Annotated in this window: 17 protein-coding genes, 1 tRNA gene and 1 pseudogene; 5 read left to right on the top strand and 14 right to left on the bottom strand. The window is 69.0% G+C overall.

Annotated features, from left to right (window positions below; translation table 11 throughout):
- Positions 1 to 17 precede the first annotated feature (17 nt).
- Together EV278_RS22705 and EV278_RS22700 are read left to right on the top strand one after the other, a co-directional pair.
- Entirely contained in the window at positions 18 to 2,384 is a 2,367-nt protein-coding gene (locus EV278_RS22705; RefSeq protein ID WP_243692300.1) for a TonB-dependent receptor, read from the top strand.
- Between the two features lie 92 nt (positions 2,385 to 2,476).
- A pseudogene (locus tag EV278_RS22700) lies at positions 2,477 to 3,419 on the top strand (IS630 family transposase).
- 123 nt (positions 3,420 to 3,542) lie between these two features.
- Here EV278_RS22700 and EV278_RS22695 read toward each other — a convergent pair.
- The 5 genes from EV278_RS22695 to EV278_RS22675 all read right to left on the bottom strand — a co-directional run bounded on the left by EV278_RS22695 (position 3,543) and on the right by EV278_RS22675 (position 10,030).
- The gene (locus tag EV278_RS22695) at positions 3,543 to 3,944 is read right to left on the bottom strand and encodes a DUF1489 family protein (protein WP_132096307.1); all 402 of its coding nucleotides are present in this window, start codon (positions 3,942 to 3,944) and stop codon (positions 3,543 to 3,545) included.
- A 176-nt stretch (positions 3,945 to 4,120) separates the two neighbouring features.
- Positions 4,121 to 6,088: an acetyl/propionyl/methylcrotonyl-CoA carboxylase subunit alpha gene (locus tag EV278_RS22690; RefSeq protein WP_132096305.1), complete on the bottom strand. Its 1,968-nt coding sequence runs from the start codon at positions 6,086 to 6,088 to the stop codon at positions 4,121 to 4,123.
- Between the two features lie 10 nt (positions 6,089 to 6,098).
- Positions 6,099 to 7,454, bottom strand: coding sequence for a DUF3667 domain-containing protein (locus tag EV278_RS22685; protein ID WP_132096303.1), 1,356 nt, complete (start codon positions 7,452 to 7,454; stop codon positions 6,099 to 6,101).
- A gap of 18 nt (positions 7,455 to 7,472) precedes the next feature.
- Complete coding sequence (locus tag EV278_RS22680; protein ID WP_132096302.1) at positions 7,473 to 8,312, bottom strand: enoyl-CoA hydratase-related protein; 840 nt, start codon at positions 8,310 to 8,312, stop codon at positions 7,473 to 7,475.
- 110 nt (positions 8,313 to 8,422) lie between these two features.
- Positions 8,423 to 10,030 (bottom strand): carboxyl transferase domain-containing protein, encoded by a 1,608-nt coding sequence (locus EV278_RS22675; protein ID WP_132096300.1) that lies wholly within the window; start codon positions 10,028 to 10,030, stop codon positions 8,423 to 8,425.
- Positions 10,031 to 10,142: 112 nt separating this feature from the next.
- Here EV278_RS22675 and EV278_RS22670 point away from each other — a divergent pair, with 112 nt between their 5' ends.
- Positions 10,143 to 11,894, top strand: a complete 1,752-nt coding sequence (locus EV278_RS22670) for a patatin-like phospholipase family protein (RefSeq protein WP_132096349.1) — start codon at positions 10,143 to 10,145, stop codon at positions 11,892 to 11,894.
- Between the two features lie 103 nt (positions 11,895 to 11,997).
- On the opposite strand, the gene EV278_RS22665 is transcribed toward EV278_RS22670, so the two are convergent.
- Positions 11,998 to 12,774 carry a methyltransferase domain-containing protein gene (locus EV278_RS22665; RefSeq protein ID WP_132096298.1) on the bottom strand — a complete coding sequence of 259 codons (777 nt, stop codon included), beginning with the start codon at positions 12,772 to 12,774 and terminating at the stop codon, positions 11,998 to 12,000.
- Positions 12,775 to 12,916: 142 nt separating this feature from the next.
- On the opposite strand from EV278_RS22665, the gene EV278_RS24135 reads away from it, so the two are divergent.
- Positions 12,917 to 13,060, top strand: a complete 144-nt coding sequence (locus EV278_RS24135) for a hypothetical protein (RefSeq protein WP_165916748.1) — start codon at positions 12,917 to 12,919, stop codon at positions 13,058 to 13,060.
- Between the two features lie 461 nt (positions 13,061 to 13,521).
- On the opposite strand, the gene EV278_RS22655 is transcribed toward EV278_RS24135, so the two are convergent.
- From EV278_RS22655 to EV278_RS22635, 5 genes are all read right to left on the bottom strand, one after another.
- Positions 13,522 to 14,691, bottom strand: coding sequence for an isovaleryl-CoA dehydrogenase (locus EV278_RS22655; protein ID WP_132096296.1), 1,170 nt, complete (start codon positions 14,689 to 14,691; stop codon positions 13,522 to 13,524).
- A 78-nt stretch (positions 14,692 to 14,769) separates the two neighbouring features.
- Positions 14,770 to 16,005 carry a lysozyme-family localization factor SpmX gene (gene spmX, locus EV278_RS22650; protein ID WP_132096294.1) on the bottom strand — a complete coding sequence of 412 codons (1,236 nt, stop codon included), beginning with the start codon at positions 16,003 to 16,005 and terminating at the stop codon, positions 14,770 to 14,772.
- A 125-nt stretch (positions 16,006 to 16,130) separates the two neighbouring features.
- Positions 16,131 to 17,573 carry a magnesium transporter gene (gene mgtE, locus EV278_RS22645; protein ID WP_132096292.1) on the bottom strand — a complete coding sequence of 481 codons (1,443 nt, stop codon included), beginning with the start codon at positions 17,571 to 17,573 and terminating at the stop codon, positions 16,131 to 16,133.
- 143 nt (positions 17,574 to 17,716) lie between these two features.
- Positions 17,717 to 17,801 (bottom strand) — tRNA-Leu (locus tag EV278_RS22640).
- A gap of 122 nt (positions 17,802 to 17,923) precedes the next feature.
- Positions 17,924 to 18,193: a FliM/FliN family flagellar motor switch protein gene (locus tag EV278_RS22635; RefSeq protein ID WP_132096345.1), complete on the bottom strand. Its 270-nt coding sequence runs from the start codon at positions 18,191 to 18,193 to the stop codon at positions 17,924 to 17,926.
- A gap of 53 nt (positions 18,194 to 18,246) precedes the next feature.
- Between EV278_RS22635 and lipB the strand changes: the two genes are divergently transcribed.
- Positions 18,247 to 18,972 carry a lipoyl(octanoyl) transferase LipB gene (lipB, locus tag EV278_RS22630; RefSeq protein WP_132096290.1) on the top strand — a complete coding sequence of 242 codons (726 nt, stop codon included), beginning with the start codon at positions 18,247 to 18,249 and terminating at the stop codon, positions 18,970 to 18,972.
- A 115-nt stretch (positions 18,973 to 19,087) separates the two neighbouring features.
- Here the strand turns inward: lipB and EV278_RS22625 are convergent, their stop codons facing one another.
- The 3 genes from EV278_RS22625 to EV278_RS22615 form a co-directional block, all read right to left on the bottom strand.
- Positions 19,088 to 19,492 carry a DUF805 domain-containing protein gene (locus EV278_RS22625; protein WP_132096288.1) on the bottom strand — a complete coding sequence of 135 codons (405 nt, stop codon included), beginning with the start codon at positions 19,490 to 19,492 and terminating at the stop codon, positions 19,088 to 19,090.
- A gap of 64 nt (positions 19,493 to 19,556) precedes the next feature.
- Positions 19,557 to 19,955 (bottom strand): DUF805 domain-containing protein, encoded by a 399-nt coding sequence (locus EV278_RS22620; RefSeq protein WP_132096286.1) that lies wholly within the window; start codon positions 19,953 to 19,955, stop codon positions 19,557 to 19,559.
- 43 nt (positions 19,956 to 19,998) lie between these two features.
- A partial coding sequence (locus tag EV278_RS22615) for a biotin/lipoyl-containing protein (RefSeq protein ID WP_347812838.1) occupies positions 19,999 to 20,346 on the bottom strand: 348 nt, incomplete at its 5' end.

The raw sequence follows: 20,346 nt of genomic DNA, 5'->3' as shown, positions 1-20,346 counted from the left end.
GTCGCGCGTGGCCCATCGTGCTGATCGCCGGCCTGGCCGGCGGCGCGACGCACGCGCAGGATCCGGGCGCCTCGGTGCGCCTGCAGATTCCAGCCAAGGCCGCTCACGCCGCCCTGATCGATTTCGCGCTTCAGGCTGACCTGTCGCTGGGCGGCGACCTGGACGCCTGCTCCGGGGCCTCGCCGGCCCTCTACGGCCGGATGACGCCCCGGGGCGCGCTGGACCGGATCCTGGCCCACAGCGGGTGTGGCTACACGATGCCCGATCCGCGGACCGTGTTGATCCACCGGGCCGCCCCGCCCCGCCCCCGCCATGCACTTGTCGTCGCCCCGCCCGCCAGCCTGGGTCTGGGCGAGGTGGTCGTCACGGCCCAACGCTATCCCAACCTGCCTGGGCGCACCCCCTACGCCATCTCGGTGGTGTCCGGCTCGACACTGTCGCGCGAGACCTTGACCAGCCTCTCCGATCTGACGGGACAGGTCGCCGGCATGACCGTGACCAACCTGGGCCCCGGCCGCGATAAGATCCTGCTGCGCGGCCTGTCAGACGGCGCCTTCACCGGTCAGGCCCAGTCGATGGTCGCGCTCTATCTCGACGACGTGCCGATCACCTACAGCGCCCCGGATCCCGACCTGCGCCTGGCCGACATCGAGCGGGTCGAGGTCATGCGCGGTCCGCAGGGCACACTCTATGGCGGCGGGTCTCTCGGCGGCGTCCTGCGTGTCGCCACCCGCAAGCCCGACCTCGACCGTTACCAAGCCAGCGTCATGGGCGGCCTGTCGTATACTTGGAACGGCGGCGGCGGCGACGAGATGGAGGCGATGGCCAATATCCCGCTAGCGCCGGGCCGAGCGGCCCTGCGGGTCGTGGCCTACAGCGACGGCCAGGACGGCTACATCGCCAATCCAACCCTGGGGCTCAAGCGCGTCAACGGCTCCCAGCGGGACGGGGTGCGCGCCAGTCTCCGCGCTGCGCTCTCGCCCCATTGGACGGCGACCCTGGGCGTCACGACCCAGTGGATCAACAACGCCGACACCCAATATGGCCTGCGCCGACTGGGACCCTATCTGCGCGACAATCCGGCGCGCGAACCCCACGACAACGATTTCGAACACGTCTCGCTGACCCTGGCCGGCGAGGGCGCCTGGGGCCGGGTGACCGGCTCGGTCGCGCGTCTGTCGCACCATTTCAACAGCCGGTACGACGCCACCACGGTATCGACGCTCTACGGCCTGGCCGCCGCGCCGGCCACCCTGGACGACGAAAAGGCCATTGACCTGACGGTGGCGGAGGTCACCTACGCGAGTCCCAGCGATCATCGGCTGCACGGCCTGGTCGGCGCGTTCGGTTCGACCGGCGCAACCCAGCTTCACAGCCTGCTGCACGATCTCCAGCCCGTCGGCCAGACCGCCTATGCGGAGCGGCGACGCGACAAGATCAACGAGACCGCGCTCTATGGCGAGGTCACCCTCGACGCCACCAAGCGCCTGTCGGCGACCGCCGGCCTGCGCTGGTTCGACTTCCGGTTCGATACCGACTCGGTCGTCGTCCAGGCCGCCGGACAACGGGCGTTCAGCGAGGCGGACGACGCCACCGGCCTGTCCCCGAAAGTCCTGCTCAGCTACGACGCCCGGCCCGGCCTGCTGTTCTACGCCCAGGCCGCCGAGGGCTACCGGCCTGGCGGGTTCAACACCGCAGGCCGGATCGGCCAGATCTTCGACGGTCCCGGCTCGCCGGCGCGCCGCTACCAGGCCGACGAGCTTTGGAACTATGAGATCGGCGCCAAACTGCGCGCGTGGGACGACCGCCTCCAGGGTCGGGTTGCTGTCTTCTACGCGACCTGGGAGTCCGTGCAGAGCGACCAGTACCTAGCCGACGGCACGGCTTACACGGCCAATATCGGCAACGGCGACAATCGCGGCGTCGAGGTCGAAGGCGCGCTTCGCCTGAACGATCAGATCGACCTGCGGGCCGCCGCCCTGCTGAACGATCCCGAGATCACGCGGCAGAATCTCGACTTCGACTCGCGCGACGACGCGCGCCTGCCAGGCGTGTCACGGGTCTCGACGAGCTTCGGCGTCGATTATCACCGCGCCTTGTCCGGCGACCGGACCCTGCGCTTGCAAGGCCAGGCGACCTATGTCGGGGCTTCGTACGTGACCTTCGACGCCAGCAGCATGCACGAGATGGGCGAATATCTGGGACTGCGCGGGGTCGCGAGCCTGGAAGCCGGGCGCTGGACCCTGGCCGCGACGCTGGACAATCCGTTCGGCGCCCGCCCCAACAGCTTCTCGTTCGGCAATCCGTTCCTGATCACCCGCGATGAGATCATCACCCCGCCTAGACCAAGGACAATCGCGCTGAGGATGTCCGCACGATTCTAGATTCGCCGAGGCTAGACCATCGTGCGTGAAACCGGAATCGAAGGGATTCCGAGTTTGGGCGAAGCATGATTCACCTTGGTTGGAGGTGGATCATGGGCAGGAGCTACTCTGGGGATCTTCGCGACCGGATCGTCGGCTAGGTATCGGAGGGAGGATCGCGTCGCGGGGCGGCGAAACGATTTGGCGTCAGCGACAGCTGCGCGGTGAAGCTTTTGGCGCGGGGTCTTGTGCGCCGGCGCGGCAGGGGCGACCGCCGGAAGGGGGCAAGCTGGCGGCGCATCGGGCGTCCCTGATCGAGCAGGAAGCCAAGCCGGATATCACCTTGCCGCAACTGGCCAGCTTGCTGGAGACACAGCGCGGGGTGGTGGCGGACCCCGGTTCGCTGTCGCGGGTGCTTGGCGCGGCGGGGTTCACATATAAAAAAAGCCCTGATGGCGTCGGAGCGCGCACGCGCGGCGGTGCGTGAACGCCGTAGGGAATGGACCCAACATCGTCAGCCCGCCATGCGCCGACAGCCGGCGCGGCTGGTGTTCATCAACGAGACGGCCGTCACCACCAAGATGACCCGGCTGCGCGGTCGCAGCCTATGCAGCCATCGCCTGGCGGCGGACACGCCGTTCGGCCGCTGGAGAACCCAGACCTTCATCGCCGGCTTGCGATGCGCGGGGCTGACCGCGCCCTGGATTCCGGACGGCGCGATGAACCGCGACGCGTTCGACGCCTATGTCGAGACCCAACTTGGCGCCGACCCTGAGCCCTGGCGACGCCGTGGTTCTCGACAACCTGGCCGCTCACAAGGGGCCAAAGGCCGCCCAGGCCCTTAAGGCGCGAGGGGCCTGGTTCCTGTTCCTTCCGCCTTACTCGCCCGACCTGAACCCGATCGAGATGGCCTTCTCCAAACTCAAGGCGCATCTACGCGCCGCCAACGCCCGCACCTTCAACGACCTCTGGAAGGCCGTCGGCGACATCTGCAAGCTCTACGAGCCCCAGGAATGCTGGAACTACTTCAAGGCGGCAGGGTATGCGTCCCATTAAACGCACGATGCTCTAGACGCCCGGCGGCGCCACATTGAGGGGATGTTTTACGACGCCCCAGCCTGCCGATAGGAAGTTCCGCGGCTGGCTGTACTGCGCCAGAAGCAGTCCGCCCCTACCGCCCTACCAAGCCCCCAACTCCCGTAGCTGTCGCGCCAGGTCGGCCGGCATCTCGGCGGCCTCGGCCTCGGTCAGGTCGGGCGGGATGTCCTCGTGCTTCAGGTAGCGCCAACCCTGGAAGGGCCGCCGGGGGGTGGGGGCGACGCGGACGATGGTCGGGTCGACCGTCACCTCGCAACGCGAGGCCTGGCCCTCGCCGACCGTGTCGATCTTCAGGATGGCCTGGCGGCACAGGATCTGGCCCTTCATCACCCGGTACAGCGAGCCGCCGTCCAGCACCTCATCGATGCGCTTGGGCGTCATGCGGGTGTGCATGATCCACGGACGGTCGGCTTCGGCGTGCCAGGCGACCAGTTCGTCGATGGTGTCGCAGCCGACGACCAGCTTGATGATGTGCAGGGGCATGGGCGCGGTACTTAGGGGCGTCAGGCGTCCGAGGAAAGAGCCATGCAGACCGGGAGCGAAAACCTCGTCCTTCGACAAGCTCAGGATGAGGTTTTCGAACGCCAAGGCCTCAACATGGGTCCTCATCCTGAGCCTGTCGAAGGACGAGGACCACGCACCGCGAACGCCGGGCGCCCCTAGGACGCGACGACCGGCTCCAGCTTCGCCAGCACCACGCCTTCGCTGACCTGGCCGCCAGCCACGGCCGACAGCTCGGCGACCACGCCGTCGAACGGCGCGGCCAGGGCGTGCTCCATCTTCATGGCCTCAAGAGTCAGCAGGGTCTGGCCCTTGACCACCGCCTGGCCGGCCTCGACGGCCACCGAGACGATCTTGCCCGGCATCGGCGACAGGATCGCGCCGTCCGAGGCGGCCGCGTGGGCGCCGCCGGCCTGGTAGGTGAAGTCGAACTCGCGGACGTCCCCGCCCTCGAACACATAGAGCGGGTCGTCGCCGTAGGTGGCGGGCAGGACGTCGACGTCGCCCAGTGGCCGGCCGTCCTCGACCGTGATGTCCCACGACCAGTCGTCGCCTTTCCCGCCCGCAAGCGCCACGCGCAGCGGCGTCGGCTTGCCGTCCACCGTCAGCGGCAGGGTCATCGCCGCGCGCGGCGCGTTCATCCGGAAGCCCAGCAGGCGCGACGGGGCGCTGGCCCAGGGGTCGGCGCGAGGCTGGTCGGCCTCCATGAACGTCTCCAGTCGCTGGCCGATCGCCGCCAGGGTCGGAGCGTCGGAAAACGCGCGCCGGGTCAGATCGTCCAGCCGCGCCTCGATGAAGCCGGTGTCCACCGCCCCGTCGATGAAGTCCGGATCGCTGGCGCAGCGGGCCAGGAAGGCGGCGTTGGTCTTGACCGGCCAGACCTCGACCAGGCGGCAAGCCTCGGCCAGGCGCGCCGCGGCGTCCTCGCGGTCGACGCCGTGGGCGATCAGCTTGGCGATCATCGGGTCGTAGAACGGGGTGACCTCGCCGCCCTCCTCCACCGCGCTGTCGACCCGCACGTCGCCCTCGGGCAGGCGAAAGTGGGTCAGCGGACCGGTCGAGGGCAGGAAGCCCGTGGCCGGATTCTCGGCATAGAGGCGCGCCTCCATGGCCCAGCCGTCGATCTCGATCTCGTCCTGGGCCAGCGGCAGGGGCTCGCCCGAGGCGACGCGCAGCTGCCACTCGACCAGGTCCTGGCCGGTGATCATCTCGGTGACCGGGTGCTCGACCTGCAGCCGGGTGTTCATCTCCATGAACCAGATGCGGTCGGCGCGCAGGCCCTCGCTGGCGTCGGCGATGAACTCCACCGTGCCGGCCCCGACATAGCCCACCGCCTGGGCCGCCCTGACCGCCGCCCCGCAGACGGCGGCGCGGGTGGTCTCGTCCATGCCGGGGGCCGGGGCTTCCTCGATCACCTTCTGGTGGCGGCGCTGCAGCGAACAGTCGCGCTCGAACAGGTGGACGACATTGCCCTGGCTGTCGCCGAACACCTGCACCTCGATATGGCGCGGGCGGGTGACGTACTTTTCCAGCAGCACCCGGTCGTCGCCGAAGCTGGCGCTGGCCTCGCGCTGGCACGAGGCCAGCAGGGCGGCGAAGTCCTCGGCCTTGTCGACCTTGCGCATGCCCTTGCCGCCGCCGCCGGCCACGGCCTTGATCAGCACCGGGAAGCCGATCTTGGCCGCCTCGGCCGCCAGGCGCTCGAGCGTCTGGTCCTCGCCCAGATAGCCGGGGGTGGTCGGCACGCCGGCCTCGATCATCACCCGCTTGGCGGCGTCCTTCAGGCCCATGGCGCGGATCGCCGAGGGCGGCGGACCGATCCAGACCAGGCCGGCGTCGATCACGCCTTGCGCGAAGTCGGCGTTCTCGGACAGGAAGCCGTAGCCCGGATGAATCGCCTCCGCCCCGGTCTGGCGGGCGGCGGCGAGGATCTTTTCCGGGACCAGGTAGCTCTCGCGGGCCGGGGCCGGGCCGATCAGGATGGCGACGTCCGCCTCCATCACGAACGGCGCCTGGGCGTCCGCCTCGGAATAGACCGCGATCGTCCGCACGCCCAGCTCGCGGGCGGTGCGGATGATCCGACGGGCGATTTCGCCGCGATTGGCGATCAGGACGGACGAGATCAAAGCGAAAATCCTAGATCTGGGCCAGGGCCAGGAGCGCCAGGCCGACGAGCAGGAGGGAGAAGGAAAACACGGTGGCCCACCAGACGATCAGCGTCTTGAGGACCGCGCCGACAATGCTGGAGCCGTAGGCGCCCCGCAGGGTCTGGAACAGGTTCACGGGCGTCCAGAACACCAGCAGCCCGAACCACCAGGACTTGAGGGCGTCAGGCAGGACCAGGCCCAGGGCGTTGGTCAGGAACGCGAAGGACAAGAGGTTCATCGCCACCAGCAGGTGGTCGTAGATGAAGAACCGGGGCTTGTTGCGATAGACCAGCGTCAGGGCCAGGCCGACGATCGGCAGCAGCAGGACCGCCATGCGGTGGCCCCAGGTGAACAGCACCAGCTGGTAGAACTCAGGATTCTCGCGGGCCTTGGCGATGTTCTCCCGCAGCCAGTCGCCGGTCTTGGCCGGATCGTGGCCCTTGGCCTTGGCGTCCGCGATGGCGGCCTGGGCTTCCGGCGGCAGCGGCGTGGCGCCGGTGGAGACGTGGCCGTCGTCGTGGATCGTCACCGAAGGTGCGTCGCCGCCGCCGTTGAACGACAGGCTCCGGATCTTCGCCGCCTCGGCCTTGCGCTTCTCCTCGGGCGTCAGGCCCATGCCCTCCGGCAGCTTGCCGGCCGCCAGAAGATCGGCGTCGGCGATGGTCCGGGCGTAGGCGGCCTGGGTCTTGGCGACGGCTTCCTGATAGTCTGCGGCCGCCTTGCCGACGTCCTTCTGATAGCGCTCCAGAACCTTGACGCGGTCCTCGTCGCGATCCTTCAGCTCGGCGTCGCGGTCGACGGCGGCTTCGGCCAGGGTGGAGTCGCGGTCCTGGACCGCCTCCTTCAGCGCGGCGTCACGGTCCTTGGCGGCCTCGGCGCGCAGCCGGGCGCCCTCGGCGGCGCGGCCTTGCGGCGTGGCCAGCAGCTCGGCGCGCTTGTGAGCCTCCTCCTCGGCGTGATGCTGCGAGGCGTGGATCGCGTGCTCGGCCGCGAAGATGAACAGCAGCAGGGCCACCAGGAAGGTGCGGAACGGCGGCACGTGCCGCACGATCCGGCCTTCCATGTAGTCCTTGGCCAGTCCGCCCGGCTTCAGGAACAGGGCCGGCAGGGTCAGGGCCAGGCGACCGTCGAGGTGGAACATTCCCTCGATGGCTTCCCAGATCAGGTGGCCGATGGAGCGATGGTGGGTGTCGGCGTTCTGGCCGCAGGCGTGACAGTACGGTCCTTCCAGCGAAGTTCCGCAGTTGGCGCACGGCTTTCCGACGCCCTCGAAGGCGTGCTTCCCGCGCCGTTTGAAGAACGCGGTGACGGAGTCCGCCGCCGCCGCTTCCATTTCGCCCGTCATATGGCCCCCTGCTCGACTCTAGATGGTCCAGCCGGGTTTACGGCGTTCGAGGAACGCGCGCACGCCTTCTTGGCCTTCGTCCGACACGCGGCGGCGGGCGATGCGTTTCGCGGTCTCCTCCAGCAGGCCGTGGTCGATCTTCTGACCGACGAAGTCGTTGACCAGGGCCTTGGCGTCGCCGATCGCGTCCGGGGCGCACAGGGCGACCTCCTCGATCAGGGCCTCCTGGGCGGCGACCAGGCCGGCCGCGTCGTCGAACACCTCGCCGACCAGGCCGTAGCTCCAGGCCTGGTCGGCGTCGAACACCCGGCCCGTGGCGAACAGCAGCTTGGCGGTGCGCGGGCCCAGGGCGGCGATCACATAGGGGCTGATCGTGGCCGGGGTCAGGCCCAGCTTGACCTCGGAAAAGGCGAAGCGGGCGTCGGCCGTGGCCAGGGCGTGGTCGCAGGCGGCCACCAGGCCGGCCCCACCGCCGAACGCCGGGCCCTCGACCAGGGCCACGGTCAGGGCGGGGATGTCGTGCAGGGCCTTGAGCATCCGGGCCAGGCCCAGGGCGTCGTCGCGGTTGTCGTCCTCGCCCCAGTCGGCCGCCGCCTTCATCCATTCCAGGTCGGCCCCGGCGCTGAACGCCCCGCCCACCCCGCGCAGGAAGACGATCCGCACGCCTTCGGCCCCATGCAGGGTCTCGAAGGCCTGGTGCAGGGCGGCGATGGTCTCCGCGTCGAAGGCGTTCTTCTTGGCCGGACGGTTGATCCAGACCGTCACCGCGCCGCCCGGCGTGGAGTCCAGATGGACCAGCGGCGTCATGGCGTCGGTGTCGGGGACTTCGACGAGCGGATCGGCGATGGGATTGGTCATGTCTTTTACTTTCTTGGTCCGCCCTCGTCCTTCGACAGGCTCAGGATGAGGGCTACTCCGACATTCGAATTCCTCATCCTGAGCTTGTCGAAGGACGAGGGCATCCACCATCACATCCGGAAGACGCCGAACGTCGTCTCGGGGATCGGGGCGTTGAGGCTGGCGCTGATCGCCAGGCCCAGCACGTCGCGGGTCTGGGCCGGGTCGATGATCCCGTCGTCCCACAGGCGGGCGGTGGCGTGGTAGGGGTCGCCCTCGGCCTCGTAGCGGGCGCGGATCGGGGCCTTGAAGGCCTCCTCGTCCTCGGCCGCCCAGGTCTCGCCCTTGGCCTCCAGGCCGTCGCGCTTGATGGTCGACAGCACGCTGGCCGCCTGCTCGCCGCCCATCACGCTGATGCGGCTGTTGGGCCAGGTGAACAGGAAGCGCGGGCTGTAGGCCCGGCCGCACATGCCGTAGTTGCCCGCTCCGAAGCTGCCGCCGATCAGGACGGTGAACTTGGGCACCTCGGCCGAGGCGACCGCCGTGACCAGCTTGGCCCCGTCCTTGGCGATGCCGCCGGCCTCGTACTTGCCGCCGACCATGAAGCCCGAGATGTTCTGCAGGAACACCAGCGGAATCCTGCGCTTGCAGGCCAGCTCGATGAAGTGCGCGCCCTTCAGGGCGCTCTCGCTGAACAGCACGCCGTTATTGGCCAGGATCGCCACCGGCTGGCCCCAGATGCGGGCGAAGCCGCAGACCAGGGTCGTGCCGTACAGCGCCTTGAACTCGTCGAACTCGCTGCCGTCGACGATGCGGGCGATCACCTCGCGCACGTCGTAGGGCGCGCGCACGTCGGTGGGGATGACGCCGTACAGGTCCTCGGCGTCGAACAGCGGCGGTTTGACGTCGCGGATCTCGGTCTCGACGCGCTTGGTGGTGTTCAGGTTGGCGACGATCGAACGGACGATCTCCAGCGCGTGCTCGTCGTCATTGGCCACGTGGTCGACCACGCCCGATCGGCGGCCGTGGGTGTCGGCCCCGCCCAGTTCCTCGGCGCTGATCACCTCGCCGGTGGCGGCCTTCACCAGCGGCGGGCCGGCCAGGAAGATGGTGCCCTGGTCGCGGACGATCACCGTCTCGTCGCTCATGGCCGGCACATAGGCGCCGCCGGCCGTGCACGAGCCCATGACGCAGGCGATCTGGGCGATGCCCTGGGCGCTCATCCGGGCCTGGTTGAAGAAGATCCGGCCGAAGTGGTCGCGGTCGGGGAACACCTCGGCCTGGTGCGGCAGGTTGGCCCCGCCGCTGTCGACCAGATAGACGCACGGCAGGCCGTTCTGCTGGGCGATCTCCTGGGCCCGCAGGTGCTTCTTCACGGTCATCGGGAAATAGGCGCCGCCCTTCACCGTGGCGTCGTTGGCGACGATCATCACCTCGCGGCCCGACACCCGGCCGACGCCGGTGATCAGGCCGGCGCCCGGCGCCTCGCCATTGTAGAGGTCGCAGGCGGCCAGCTGGCCGATCTCCAGGAACGGCGAGCCGGGATCCAGCAGACGCTCGACCCGCTGGCGCGGCAGCAGCTTGCCCCGCGACGCGTGGCGCGTGCGGGCGCTCTCGGGGCCGCCCAGGGCCGCCACCGCGACCCTTTCGCGCAGAGTCTCCACGAGGGCGCGGTTGTGCGCGGCGTTTTTGGCGAAGGTCTCGCCGTTCTTGTCGATACTCATGTTCATCTTCGGCATTATCGAGGCATAGCCTTTTCCGTTTCCCACCGAAAGCCGCAGTTTTTGACCTTCGTTGGCCAAGGTCCGCGGTTCAAGTTAGCGTCCACCCGTGGTCACCCTGCCCGACTTCATGGCCGACACGGCCCTCGCCCGGCTCTTCGCGCAAGAACACCGCGAAGGCGACGCCGCCTGGTTCTCGCTTCCAGGCGGCGCGACACTCTACGCACCGGGCGAGGCGGCGGACTATCTCTACTTCCTGCGCACCGGCCGACTGGGCGCGTTCCGGCGGGAGGAAGGCCAGGAACCGCAGTTCCTGGGGGTTATCCGCCCGGGCGAGCCGGCCGGCGAAATGGCGATGATCGCCGGCTCGGCCCACTCGGCCAACCTGGTGGCCCTGCGCGATTCGGAGGTCCTGGCCCTGCCCCGCGCCGCCTTCTTCGAGGCGGTCGAGCGCGATCCGGACGTGATGATCGAGCTGTCGCGGTTGATGATCCGCCGGGCCCGCAACGCCGGGGCCCACGCCTCGATCGGCGACCCGTCGGTGTTCGGCTTCATCGCGGTCGAGCCGGGCAAGGCGATCCGGCCGATCGTCGAGCGCATCGCCCACGCCATCGCCGCCCTGGGCTATTCGGTCACCGTCGAGGGCGCGGCCTCGCTGCTGGCCCCCACCGAATGGTTCAGCACGGTCGAGCGCCAGCACGACTTCGTGCTGTATGTCGCCGAGGCCGAGGAGACCGCCTGGAAGCACGTGGTCGGCCGGCAGGTGGACCGGCTGTTCCGGGTCGGCCTGGGCGATCGCAAGCCGCCGGCGGTGATCCCGACCTACGCGTCCGGCCCGCTGCAGGACCAGCGGCTGGTCGACCTGATCCTGCTGCAGCCCGCCAAGGTCACCCATCCAAGGGGCTCGGGCGAATGGCTGAACGCCACCCAGGCCGCGCGGCTGTTCCACGTCCGCGAGAACGGCATGGCCGACGTGCAGCGCCTGGCCCGGGTGCTGACCGGCCAGTCGGTGGGGCTGGTGCTGTCGGGGGGCGGAGCGCGGGCCTACGCCCATGTCGGGGCCATCCAGGCCCTGCGCGAGCGCGGCGTGCCGATCGACTTCGTGGGCGGCGCCTCGATGGGCGCGGTGGTCGCCGCGGGCTTGGCCATGGGCTGGGACGATGGCGAGATGGAAACCCGCATCCGCAAGGCCTTCGTCGAGACCAGCCCGTTGGACGACATCGCCTTCCCCCTGGTGGCCATGACCCAGGGCCTGAAGGTCAAGGCGCGGCTGGACGAGCATTTCGACGGCATCGAGATCGCCGACCTGTGGCTACCGTTCTTCTGCGTGTCGTCGAACCTGACCTCCGGCGCCTATCACCTGCACCGCCAGGGGGTCCTGCGCGACGCGCTGCGGGCCTCGATCTCGCTGCCCGGGGTGCTGCCGCCGGTGGCCGACGGCCATTCGGTGCTGGTCGACGGGGCGGTGATGAAGAACTTCCCGGCCGATGTGATGCGCGCCTTCCAGCTGGGGCCGATCGTCGGGGTGGACGTCACGCGCGGCCGCAGCATCACCGCCGACGACGTTGATCGCCCCACCTCGCTGTGGCGCTGGTTCTGGTCGGGCGAGTGGCGCAAGGGTCCGCCGATCGTCGCCCTGCTGATGCGGGCCGCCACCGTCTCGACGGGGCGCGACCTGGCGGCCAGCCGCGAGGCCTCGGACGTGCTGATCACCCCCAAGCTCAACGAGATCGACATCCGCGACTGGAAGGCCTTCGAGCCCGCGGTCGCCGCCGGCCGCGCCGCCGCGGCCCTGGCCCTGGACAGCCTGGGCAAGCCGGTGACCGAGCTGCGCCGCCGGCCGAGCTTGAGGGAGCTCTCGGAGGCCGAAGGGCGGCGCTAGGAGATGGACCCTTTAGAACGCCGTCCGTTTCCGCGTTCGGCCCAGAGCGTTAGAATCCCTCTCTCTTTGAGAGAGGGAGCATGGAAGGCCGTTCGCCCCGGCCTCACCAGCGCCGGGCGATCACGAACAGCCGGCTGAACGGGAACAGCGTCACCCCGTCGTCGCGGCGCGGATAGTCGGCCGCCAGCCGCTCGCGCCAAGCCGCCAGGAACGCGGCCCGCTCGGTCGGATCGTTCAAAGCTTCCAGATAGGGCCGCAGGCTGGTTCCCGAGGTCCAGTCGACGATCGGGTCGTCGCCGCCCAGGGCGTGGACGTAGGTCGTCACCCAGACGTCGAGATCCTGGCTCAGGGGCGACAGCCAGTCGTGATAGGGGCGCGGATCGACGCCGGAACGCACGCGCTCGACATCGGCCAGCCTCGCGGCCCAGGGCCCGTCCAGGGCCGTCTCGCGCAGGCTGCGCCGCCAGCCGTCGTCCGCCACCACGGGGATCTGGCAGGCCAGGACGCCGCCCGGCGCCAGCAGGCCCATCAGACGGGGAAACAGCGTCTCATGGCCGTCCACCCACTGCAGGGCGGCGTTGGTGAAGATCAGGTCCGGCGGAACCTCGGGCGCGAAGGTTGCGATGTCGCCCAGCACCCAGTCGATGTCGTTCCGCATCGCCCGGCCTCGGGCCAGCATCTCGGGGCTGGAGTCCAGGCCGTGCACCCGGGCGCCGGGATGGCGGCCGGCCAGCAGGGCCGCATGCTCTCCCGTCCCGCAGCCCAGGTCCCAGATCTCGCGCGGCTGCAGGTCGCGGGGGATCTGCAGCATCAGGTCCAGGGCCGGTCGGTCGCGATAGGCCTTGTAGCGCTGGTAGACGTCGGGGTCCCAGACCGGCATCCGGCCCTCCGTGCGAGAAACTGCGACAATCGGTCCGCCTATTTGGACCGATCCGTCGGTTTTGTCGCATGGGAGTGGGGGCAGCCCGGGCCTATCTTTTGGTCAAGGCGCGGACTTAACGCGCCACAGGAAGGAAACCACAGTGAAACGCCCCGCCGCCACCGCTGTCGCCGTCGCCGTCGCCGTCGACGCCAACCCTTCGGCCGCCTACGTGTATCGCCTGGGCGTGCTGGGCTTCAATCTTGGTCTTTGGACCCTCATCGTCGTGATCGTGCGGGCCCTCTAGCCTGATCCGACGATGCGGCCCCGGGCCGCGCATGCCCCCCTTGCGCGACCCGGGAGTGCCCTTCTTCTCGTCTACAGGCGCCTTTCAAAGCAGCCGTCGCGGGCCGCGACGTCCGGTCGCGACATTGCCCCTTTGCAGGACGGCCGATCGGCGCCCATATTCGTCTGGTGTTGTTCAACAACTGAAAGGAGGTGACCAGTGTCTCATTGTCTCCAACCGCGGTCGCAAGTCGTGACCTGGGGCCTGAAGATCGAGGTCTCCAACTGAAGGCGTTGAACGCCTAAGGTTTGAAGTCACGCCGCGGACGCGGCTACGACGATGGAGGGCCGTCCCGAGCGATCGGGGCGGCCCTTACATTTTGCTGCTCCCCCTATGGGGGAGCTGTAGGCGAAGCCGACTGAGGGGGGACTAGCGGCGGCCCCCTCCGGCCCTGCGGGCCACTTCTCCCCGTGGGGGAGGATCTACGCTCCCACCAGCTCCCGTCCGATCAGGAAGCGCCGGATCTCGTTGGTGCCCGCGCCGATGTCGTAGAGCTTGGCGTCGCGCAGCAGGCGCTCGACCGGCCATTCCTTGGTGTAGCCCGCGCCGCCCAGGGCCTGGATGGCCTCCAGCGACACCTTCACCGCGTTTTCCGAGGCCATCAGGATGGCGCCGGCCGCGTCGAACCGCGTGGTCTTGCCCGCGTCGCAGGCCCGCGCCACAGCGTAGACATAGGCCCGGGCCGAGTTCAGGGCCACGTACATGTCGGCGACCTTGCCCTGCATGAGCTGGAATGAACCGATCGCCTGGCCGAACTGCTTGCGCTCGCGGACATACGGGAGGACGACGTCCAGGCAGGCCTGCATGATGCCCAGCGGCCCGGCCGACAGCACGGCCCGCTCATAGTCCAGGCCGCTCATCAGCACCCCGACGCCGCCGCCCACCGGGCCCAGGACGTTCTCCTCCGGCACCTCGCAGTCCTCGAACACCAGTTCGGCGGTGTCCGACCCTCGCATGCCCATCTTGTCGAGCTTCTTGCTGACGCTGAAGCCCTTCATGCCCTTCTCGATCAGGAAGGCGGTGATCCGCTTTGAGCCCTCTTGTCCATTGGGGGTCTTGGCGTAGACCACCAGGGTGTCGGCGTGCGGCGCGTTGGTGATCCAGAACTTCGTGCCGTTCAGGATGTAGCGGTCGCCGACCTGCTCGGCCTTCAGCTTCATCGACACCACGTCCGAGCCCGACCCGGCCTCGCTCATGGCCAGCGAGCCGACATGCTCGCCGCTGATCAGCTTGGGCAGGTAGCGCTGCTTCTGCTCAGGGTTGGCCCAGCGGCGGATCTGGTTGACGCAGAGGTTGGAGTGGGCGCCGTAGCTGAGCCCCACCGAGGCCGAGGCGCGGCTGACCTCCTCCATGGCGATCACGTGCTCGAGATAGCCCAGGCCCAGGCCGCCGAACTCCTCCTCCACCGTGATGCCGTGCAGGCCCAGGTCGCCCATCGGGACCCACAGCTCGCGGGGAAAGGCGTTGGTCTCATCGACCCTGGCGGCGATAGGCGCGATGCGATCGGCCGCGAAGCGGGCGGTGGTGTCACGGATCGCGTCGGCCGTCTCGCCCAGCGCGAAGTCCATCGAGGGTGCGGTTTGATTGCTCATGCCCCCTTGCATAGCACAAACGCCCGCGGATCAAGCAGACCCGCGGGCGTTCATGCTCACGATAATGGCGATCGTGGTCTAGTCTTCGTCGTGCGGCCCGGGGTCTCCCAGCCGCCGCATCAGCAGATAGGTCGCGGTGGCGAAGCAGATCATGCCGACCACGCTGGCGCTCCAGCCGAAGATCTTGACCAGCGACAGGCCCTCGCCGGCCCCGACGCTGAGGTTCCACAGGATGCCGCCGCCGAACAGGGCCAGGCCCAGCAGGCCCAGGATGACCAGCAGGCTGACGCTGCCGAAGGCGTGCGGCTGCACATCGGAGAAGGCGACGTCCTGGGTCTCCAGCTTGACCGGGCCGCTGGTCGAGAAACCGCCCAGATTGAACAGCGAGGCCTCGTGCGCCGGACGAGCGGTTTCGAACAGGCTCGGCTCGGGGGCCGGGGCGACGGGCTCGGCGGCCGGCTCCTCCGGCGTCAGCTGGAAGGGCGCGGCGCTCGACGAGGCCGCCGGCTGCGGCTCCGGGGTCGCATAGATGAACGGCGACGGGGCGGCGGCGGGAACCGGCGGCTCCGGCAAGCCCAAATCCTGGGCCGGCGCGGCGATCGCCGCGGTCGGCGCGACGGCTTCATCCGGCAGGATCGCCTCCAGCCGCGCGCCGACCGCGGCGGCCGCCTGTTCGCTGGCGCTGGGTCCCGCGCCGGGCAAGGCCGTCGCGGACGAGCCGTCGTCGCGCAAGGCCACGGCCCTGTCGCCGGTCAGGGCGGTGGTAATAGCGACCGGCGCCTGGCTGGGCACAAGTTTGCCGGCGTCGTGGTCGATCCTGGGACGCAGCACCGAGCTGGGCGCGGCCACCCAGGCGCCGTCCGGCGGGGTCAGGAACAGCGCCTTCTCGGCCGAGCGACGGCGGACCAGGGCGTCGATGACGATGCGCTCGCCCTCGAAATCGGCCTTGCGCCACATCTCCATCTCGCAGGCCGCCTGCAGCAGCGCGCCCTCGTTGAGGCGGCGCAGCACGGCCGAGCGGACGAAGTTTTCCGTGCCGATATTGAAGGCGAAGCAGACCAGGGCGTCGAACTGGTTCTGGTTCAGCGTCGTATAGACATTCTCGTTGACCGCGTGGGCCACGGTGATCAGGTCGTAGAGCAGCAGGGCTTCGGCGTCCTGTTCCGAGACGGAAGCGCCGGCGCGGGCGGTCAGGGTGTGGCCGTAGCCCAGCGTCCAGCGGCCGTCGGGCAGCTGGGCAGCTTTCATCCGGTAACCCTCGAACCTCTTGATGAGATCGACGGCGGCGCGGGAGACCTGATAGCGCGGTTTCATCGCCAAGACTGACCCAGTTTGATACAGACGCGGATGCGTTCAGGGCGCGCGGCGCAAGATGGGCGCCGCGCGTGAAGTCCGCAGGGTCTTCCCGCGAATTTTTTGCCTGAAGGCTGGACCGCCGCCTACCGCAACAGCAGGGCCGCGATCGTCAGCACGGCGAAGAAGCCCATGAAGTCGGTCAGGAACGTCACGAAGATCGACGAGGAGACCGCCGGGTCGCGGCCCATCTTCTCCAGGGCCAGCGGGGCCAGGATGCCGCCCAGCGCGGCGGTGACGATGTTGGCCACCAGCGCCAGGCCCACCGTGATCGCCAGCTTGGCGTTGTGGTAGAAGACGAAGGTCGCCATGCCCATCACCACGGCCAGGACCAGGCCGTTCATCGCCCCGACCGACAGCTCGCGGACGATGATCCGGCGGGCGTTGGCGGCGTTCAGCTCCTTGCTGGCCAGGGCGCGAACGGCCACGGCCAGGGTCTGGGTCCCGGCGTTGCCGCCCAGGGACGAGACGATCGGCATCAGCACGGCCAGGGCCACCAGCTTGGCGATCTGGTCCTGGAAGATGGCGATGGCGCTGACGGCGATGGTCTCGGTGACCAGGTTCAGCAGCAGCCAGGGCAGCCGTGAGCGGACGATGTCGTTGACCGTCGCGTCGCGGCCGGTGTCGCTGACGCCGGCCAGGGCCAGGATGTCCTCCTGGGCCTCCTCGCGGATGACGCCGACGATGTCGTCGACCGTGATCTGCCCCACCAGCCGGCCGCCGGGCTCGACCACCGGGGCGCTGATCAGGTGGTACTTGTCGAAGATGTAGGCGACCTCTTCCTGGTCCATGTCGACGGCGATCTCGGTCACCGGCTCCATGATCTCGGCCAGGGGGGTCTCGCGCTTGTTGGTCAGCAGCTGGCTGATCGGCAGGGCGCCGACCGGCGTGAAGCTGGGATCGACCACATAGACGTCGAAGAACAGCTCGGGCAGGCGGTCGCCGGCCTCGCGGACGTGGTCGATGGTCTGCCCCACGGTCCAGAACTGCGGCGCGGCCAGGAACTCGCGCTGCATCAGGCGGCCGGCGGTCTCGTCCTCGTAGGCCAGGGTCGTCTCGATCGCCGCGCGGTCGCCCTCGTCCATGGCCGCCAGCACCTGGGCGCGCTTGCCCTCGTCGAGGTCGTCGATGACGTCGGCGGCGTCGTCGGAGTCCAGCTCTTCCAGCGCCTTGGCCAGGGTGGCCGACGGCGTGGCCTCCAGCACTTCCTCGCGCAGGTTGTCGTCCAGCTCGGCGATGATCTCGCCCAGCCATTCCGGGTCCAGGACCGGGATCACCTCTTCGCGGTAGTTGGCCGACAGGAAGCCCATCAGGTCGGCGACGTCGGCCGGATCCAGGGCGTGGACCAGCTCGCGCAGCCGGCCGGTGTCGCCGCGGTCCGCCGCGTCGATGACCATTTCCACATATTCGGGATTGAGCGCGTAGTCGTCGCCCAGCGCGAGGTCTTCCAGATCCTCGACGGCTTCAGGCTCGGGAATGACCAGGTTGTGGCGCGGATCGTCGGTCAGGTCGGTTGTTTCCCGGGACATGGGGACCTCCTGAATTCTGAAAACGTGCGTCCTGCGCGTGACCTGAGGCTGCGAAGGGTCAAGCCCTTCCCCGGAAATGGTTAGAGCGCCCCTGGCGAGTCGGAAACCGATTTCGCCGGAAGCGCTCTATCCGTTGTCTCACCTGGTGCGGTCGAGAAGACTCGAACTTCCACGGGTTGCCCCACAGCGACCTCAACGCTGCGCGTCTACCAATTCCGCCACGACCGCTCGTGGTGAGGCGCGGCAGGTAGCAAACTGAGTCCGATTTGGAAAGAGCGGAGTTTGCCTGCCGCGAAAAGCGCGCGATCACTGGCCGGGCCTGGCCGGTTCCCCGGCGACCGCAAGGAGCCTCAGGTCCCGCCGGCCATGTAGTCGTAGACGTCGGCGGCGCGGGTCACCTGGATGGCGATGCGGTCGTCGCTGATCTGGATCTCGCCCCGGGCGATGGGGTGGTTGTTGGCCAGGATCCAGACCTCGTCATTGGTCTTGGCGTCCAGCGGGATCACCGCGCCGCGGCCCATGCGCAGCAGCTGCTGCATCGGCAGGATCGAGCGCCCCAGCAGGACGGAGATCTCGACATTGACGGCGTTGACCTGGCTCACGAAGTAAGGCCCCTGGATTTCACTCGCGACCGCGACTGGTCGCGGCTCTCCGCTTGCAAGACTAAGGCCGTATGCTTGATCGCCCGTTAAACCTTGAAAACTCTGCGCTTCCGGTTTTGGGAGCAAGCGAGGCCGCGCCCGTGGGGTGGGCGGTTTCGACCGGGTGCGTCCCCTACCCGGCAGCCGTTGCCGCCATGGAGGCCCGGGCGGCCGCCATCGCCGACGGAACGGCCGGCGAGCTGGTCTGGCTGCTGGAGCATCCGCCGCTCTATACGGCCGGCGTGTCGTCCAAGCCCGCCGACCTGATCGCCCCCGACCGCTTCCCGGTGTTCGAGAGCGGCCGCGGCGGTCAGTTCACCTATCACGGCCCCGGCCAGCGGGTGGCCTATGTCATGCTGGACCTGACCCGGCGCGGCCGGGACGTGCGGGCCTTCGTCGCGGCGCTGGAGACCTGGATCATTGACGCCCTGGCCGCCTTCAACGTGACCGGCGAGATGCGCGAGGGCCGGGTCGGGGTCTGGGTCGAGCGCAAGGGTCCCGGCTGGTCGCGCGAGGACAAGATCGCCGCGATCGGCGTCAAGCTGCGTCGCTGGGTCAGCTTCCACGGGATCAGCCTCAACGTCGAGCCGGATCTCGAGCACTTCAGCGGCATCGTCCCGTGCGGCCAGACCGAGCATGGCGTGACCAGCCTGGTCGACCTGGGCCTGCCGGTGACCATGGACGAGGTGGATGAGGCCCTGCGGGCGGCGTTCCAGCGGGTGTTCGGGCCGGTCGCGGCCGAGGCCCCGCCGGTCTAGCGCCCTGCGTCCTTCGAGGCCCGCTAGGCGGGCGCCTCAGGATGAGGACCGCTGTTGCTGAATGCCTCTTCCTGAGGTGCGAGCCCCTGGGCGAGCCTCGAAGGACGCACGGCGCTCAAACCGCCGCCGCCGGCTTCAGCGGATTGGGTCCATAGCGGTTGGCGCCCTGCTCGCCAGGCATGACGCCCAACTCGACGACCGCCCAGACCACGACGCCCGTGAACAGGAAGTCCAGGAAGTGTCTGGGCGTCGGCCAGACGGCGATCAGCGACAGCAGGATCAGCGCCGCCCACCAGCCGGAGCGGCCGCGGTCATGCAGGCGCTTGGACAGCACGCAGGTCGCGAAGAACAGCAGCGGCGGATAGACCAGCCAGCCGGTCAGCAGGTGCAGGGTGATGCCGAACGACTCGTAGAGCGCGGCGAAGACCAGCAGCGCCGCCGAGGCCATCAGGAACGGACCGCGCGCCGTCCGGCCCGAGGCCGACAGGAACAGGTCCCACCACTCCGCGCGTTCGTTCATTCAGCCAGGGTCCCAGACGTTTCGCCCCGAACCTAAGCCGCGTCGTGGCCGGACGGAAGAGCGCCTAGGCGAAGACCTTCTCCAGTTCCCGGTCGTCGCCGCCGATCCCTTTCGGGGAAGGTCCGAAGCGGTTCGGGCCCTGGGTTCCGTCGAGAATGCCCAGATTGACCAGCGCCCACAGACCGCCGACCAGCGGGATCAATTCGATCAGCAGCCACCGGCCGCTCTGATTGCGGTCGTGACAACGCTTCACGCCCAGGGCCAGGCTCGGCCACAGGAGGACCAGGGTCGCCACCAGCTGCAGGAGCGCCGCTTCGCCCGAATCTTGCGAAACATCGATCCCGAGGGCCGCGCCCAGAATGAAGATCGCGATCACCACGCCGAACAGCAGGAAGCTCAGCAGCCAGTAGTCCCGTCGGCGAAGCCGCCCCTGGAACGAAAACAGCTTCTGCATCAGCGTCATCGAATCTTCCCTCTGAACTCCACCCAGGCGCACATCACCACGTCTATGCGAACTCCACCAGGACCTCGTCGGCGGCGACGGGGTCGCCGGCCTTGGCGTTGACGGTCTTGACCAGGCCGTCGCGCTCGGCGCGGATGATGTTCTGCATCTTCATGGCCTCCAGCACGCAGACGACCTCGCCCTCGCGGACCTGCTGGCCGGGGGCGACGTCCATGCTGACCACCAGGCCCGGCATGGGCGAGAGCACCAGGCGCGAGGTGTCGGCGGCCTGCTTCTCGGGCAGCTTGTCGTGCAGCTCGGCGCTGCGCGGGGTGAGGACCAGCACCCGGGCCTTGGCGGCCCGGTGGCGGATGGTGAAGCCCTCGGCGGCGGGGGCGACCTGGACGGTGAA

The organism is Caulobacter sp. BK020 (assembly GCF_004342605.1).
Lineage (GTDB): Bacteria > Pseudomonadota > Alphaproteobacteria > Caulobacterales > Caulobacteraceae > Caulobacter.
The sequence above is the reverse complement of the archived record's forward strand: the minus strand, read 5'-3'. Positions and strand labels throughout refer to the sequence as shown.